This window comes from Mycobacterium sp. TH-M15 (assembly GCF_057473705.1).
This window is the reverse complement of record NZ_JBYCLB010000175.1, coordinates 1-3136: the sequence shown is the minus strand read 5'-3', so window position 1 is coordinate 3136 and position 3136 is coordinate 1. Positions and strand designations below refer to the sequence as shown.

The 3136-nt window shown below is 69.9% G+C and carries 4 protein-coding genes and 1 pseudogene; 4 read left to right on the top strand and 1 reads right to left on the bottom strand.

What is annotated here, in order from left to right; all coding sequences use genetic code 11:
* Window positions 1-22: 22 nt before the first annotated feature.
* The 4 genes from AC2VNT_RS04150 to AC2VNT_RS04135 all read left to right on the top strand — a co-directional run bounded on the left by AC2VNT_RS04150 (window position 23) and on the right by AC2VNT_RS04135 (window position 2972).
* A complete protein-coding gene (locus AC2VNT_RS04150) occupies window positions 23-301 on the top strand; it encodes a putative holin (RefSeq protein WP_486945646.1) in 279 nt (92 codons plus the stop codon).
* Window positions 294-989 carry a hypothetical protein gene (locus AC2VNT_RS04145; protein WP_486945645.1) on the top strand — a complete coding sequence of 232 codons (696 nt, stop codon included), beginning with the start codon at window positions 294-296 and terminating at the stop codon, window positions 987-989. Before AC2VNT_RS04150 ends, AC2VNT_RS04145 begins: the two co-directional genes overlap by 8 nt.
* A gap of 187 nt (window positions 990-1176) precedes the next feature.
* Window positions 1177-2571: a dihydrolipoyl dehydrogenase gene (lpdA, locus tag AC2VNT_RS04140; RefSeq protein WP_486945644.1), complete on the top strand. Its 1395-nt coding sequence runs from the start codon at window positions 1177-1179 to the stop codon at window positions 2569-2571.
* Window positions 2532-2972 (top strand): HD domain-containing protein, encoded by a 441-nt coding sequence (locus tag AC2VNT_RS04135; protein ID WP_486945643.1) that lies wholly within the window; start codon window positions 2532-2534, stop codon window positions 2970-2972. Before lpdA ends, AC2VNT_RS04135 begins: the two co-directional genes overlap by 40 nt.
* Here AC2VNT_RS04135 and AC2VNT_RS04130 read toward each other — a convergent pair.
* A pseudogene (locus tag AC2VNT_RS04130) lies at window positions 2957-3136 on the bottom strand (hypothetical protein); the annotation flags it as partial. The gene AC2VNT_RS04135 and the pseudogene AC2VNT_RS04130 overlap by 16 nt on opposite strands.

Sequence of the window (3136 nt, the reverse complement as noted above, 5' to 3'; positions counted from 1 at the left end):
GGAGAGCCTAAAATTTCGTGCCGTGATCCCGTTACCGCGCCCACGGGCGCTGGCCGGCGCGATGCTGCTCGGGACCGCGGTGGGGGTGCTCGCCGCGGTCGGCGCGAGGCTGCTCGCGGTGGTGCAGATGCGGCCCGACGTGGTGGTCGCACTGGTGCTCTGGGTGCCCAGCGGCATCGGTCTGCTACTGATCCTGATCGCCACCCGCCGGTGGATGATCGGCGCCGGCGCGTTCCTGCTCGCCCTGGCGACCAGCTGGTTCGGCGTGCTCGCGGTGGGTCAGGTGATGGGCGGTGGCTAGCGAGGACACCGGCTCGATGCCGAGGACCGAAGCGCACCCGGCGCCGCCCTTCGCTACCGGCCCGCAGTCGGCGCGGCTCTTCGGGCCGGCCCGGGCGTGGTCGCTGGTGGACGACGACATCGCCGGGAATCCGCCGGATCAGCAGGTGCCGGCCGTGGTGGCCGAACCGCCGAGCGGCGCCGAGGCGAGCACCGACACCCTCGGTTCGGCCTCGGTCGCCGTGGTCGATCCGGCACCCGCCGAACCACCCGCCGAACCACCCGCCACCGAGCCGACGGCCGTCGAACCGGCGGCCGGCACCGAGCCGCTGCCGGCGGGAAAGCCGCGCCATGCGGCCGCCACCCCGCAGACCGTGCCCGGCCAGTTCTACTTTCTGCGGTGGTGGCAGCTGGCGGCTGCGCTGGTCGCGGTCTGGGGGCCGGCGGCCGGCGTCGGGCTCGGCCTGTTCTACTGGTGGCACTCGGCGTTCGACAAGACCCCGGCGGTCTTCGTCGTGCTGGTGTACGTGGTCGTGTGCACGGTCGGGGCGGTGTTGATGGCGATGGTGCCGGACAAGCCGCTGGTTTCGACGCTGGCCATCGCGGTGATGTCGGCGGTGCCCGCGTCGATGGTCGCCGCGGCGGTCCTCTACGGCCACTACTACTGCCAACAGGTCAGCCCCTGCGTGGCGGGCATCCTGCCGTACTGAGCGCGCCCGGCGCTGTTCCAGGCGCCGAGATGGCTCCGCAGGTCGGGTTTCATCGCTTGCGGTTGAACCCGCTTCCCCCGACGTCCCTCCATGCACCAGGAAATCCCTGCCCTCGGCGCATGCCGCCCGAGTGCCCGCCGCGACCGGTTGCCGACCGACCACGGCGAGCGCCGGATAGGGTGGGTAGGTGACCCACTTTGACGTCGTCGTTCTCGGAGCCGGTCCCGGCGGGTACGTCGCGGCCATTCGCGCCGCCCAGCTGGGCCTCAACACCGCCATCGTCGAACCCAAATACTGGGGCGGGGTGTGCCTCAACGTCGGCTGCATCCCGTCCAAGGCGCTGCTGCGCAACGCCGAACTGGCGCACATCTTCTCCCGCGAGGCGAAGACGTTCGGCATCAGCGGCGAGGTCAGCTTCGACTACGGCGCGGCGTTCGACCGCAGCCGCAAGGTGGCCGAGGGCCGGGTGGCCGGCGTGCACTTCCTGATGAAGAAAAACAAGATCACCGAGATCAACGGCTATGGAACGTTCACCGACCCGAACACTCTTTCGGTCGCGCTGAACGACGGCGGGACCGAGGCGGTCACCTTCGACAATGCGATCATCGCCACCGGCTCCAGCACCCGGCTGGTTCCGGGCACGTCGCTGTCGGCCAACGTCGTCACCTACGAACAGCTGATCTTGACCCGGGAGCTGCCGGGCTCCGTCGTGATCGCCGGCGCCGGTGCCATCGGCATGGAATTCGGTTACGTGCTGGCCAACTACGGCGTCGACGTCACCGTGGTGGAGTTCCTGCCGCGGGCGCTGCCCAACGAGGACGTCGAGGTGTCCAAGGAGATCGAGAAGGCGTTCAAGAAGCTCGGGGTGAAGATTCTCACCGGGACCAGGGTGGACAGCATCACCGACGACGGATCACCGGTCACCGTCACGGTCAGCAAGGACGGCCAGGCCCAGGAACTCAAGGCCGACAAGGTGCTGCAGGCCATCGGCTTCGCCCCCAACGTCGAGGGCTACGACCTGTTCGCCGCCGGGGTGGCGCTCACCGATCGCAAGGCGATCGGCGTCACCGAGTACATGCGTACCAACGTGGAACACATCTACGCGATCGGTGACGTCACCGGTCTGCTGCAGCTCGCCCACGTCGCCGAGGCGCAGGGTGTGGTGGCCGCGGAAACCATTGCCGGAGTGGAGACGATGGCGCTCGGTGACTACCGGATGATGCCGCGGGCCACCTTCTGCCAGCCGCAGGTGGCCAGCTTCGGGCTCACCGAGGAGCAGGCCCGCGCCGACGGGTACGACGTCAAGGTCGTCAAGTTCCCATTCACCGCCAACGGTAAGGCGCACGGCGTGGGCGACCCCAGCGGCTTCGTCAAGCTGGTCGCCGACTCGCGGTACGGCGAGTTGCTCGGCGGGCACCTGGTCGGCCACGACGTCTCCGAGCTGCTGCCCGAGCTCACCCTGGCGCAGAAGTGGGACCTCACCGCGACCGAACTGGCCCGCAACGTGCACACCCACCCGACCATGTCGGAGGCGCTGCAGGAGTGCTTCCACGGCCTGACCGGCCACATGATCAACTTCTGAATCACGACGCGGTCTACCGGGGCCGGCCCGACGACGAGGAGAGCAGTGCCCGCCGCGCCGAACAAGATCTGGCCACACTGGGTTTCCGGCCGGGCTTGGTGGCCGAGGTGGCCCGGCTGGTGCGGCTGACCGCCAGCCACGACCCGGCGGCCGGTGCCCGCAACGGTGAGGTGTTGTGCGACGCCGACCTTTCGATCCTGGCCGCGGTGCGTGCGGAGTACGCCCACGTCGCCGCCGCCGAGTTCGCGGACGGCCGGGCGAAGGTGCTGGGCGCGCTGCTGGGCGCCCCGAGCTTGTACCGCACCCGGTCGGCCCGAAAGCGCTGGGCGGCGGCGGCGCGGGCCAACCTGGCCGGCGAGCTGTCCGGCCTCACCGGGTGGGCGGGTCAGAAGAAGTCGTAGGCATCCCGGGACAGCCGGAAGTCGCGTCCGGTGCCGGTGTCGGTGCAGGTGACAACGGATTGCGCACTGGCGCACCGGAATCCGAAATCGGTGGCCGCGTCGCCGTAGGCCAGCACCGCCCTGTTCGGCGATCGTGTCGGAGATGCAGGTGAACCGGACGGGCG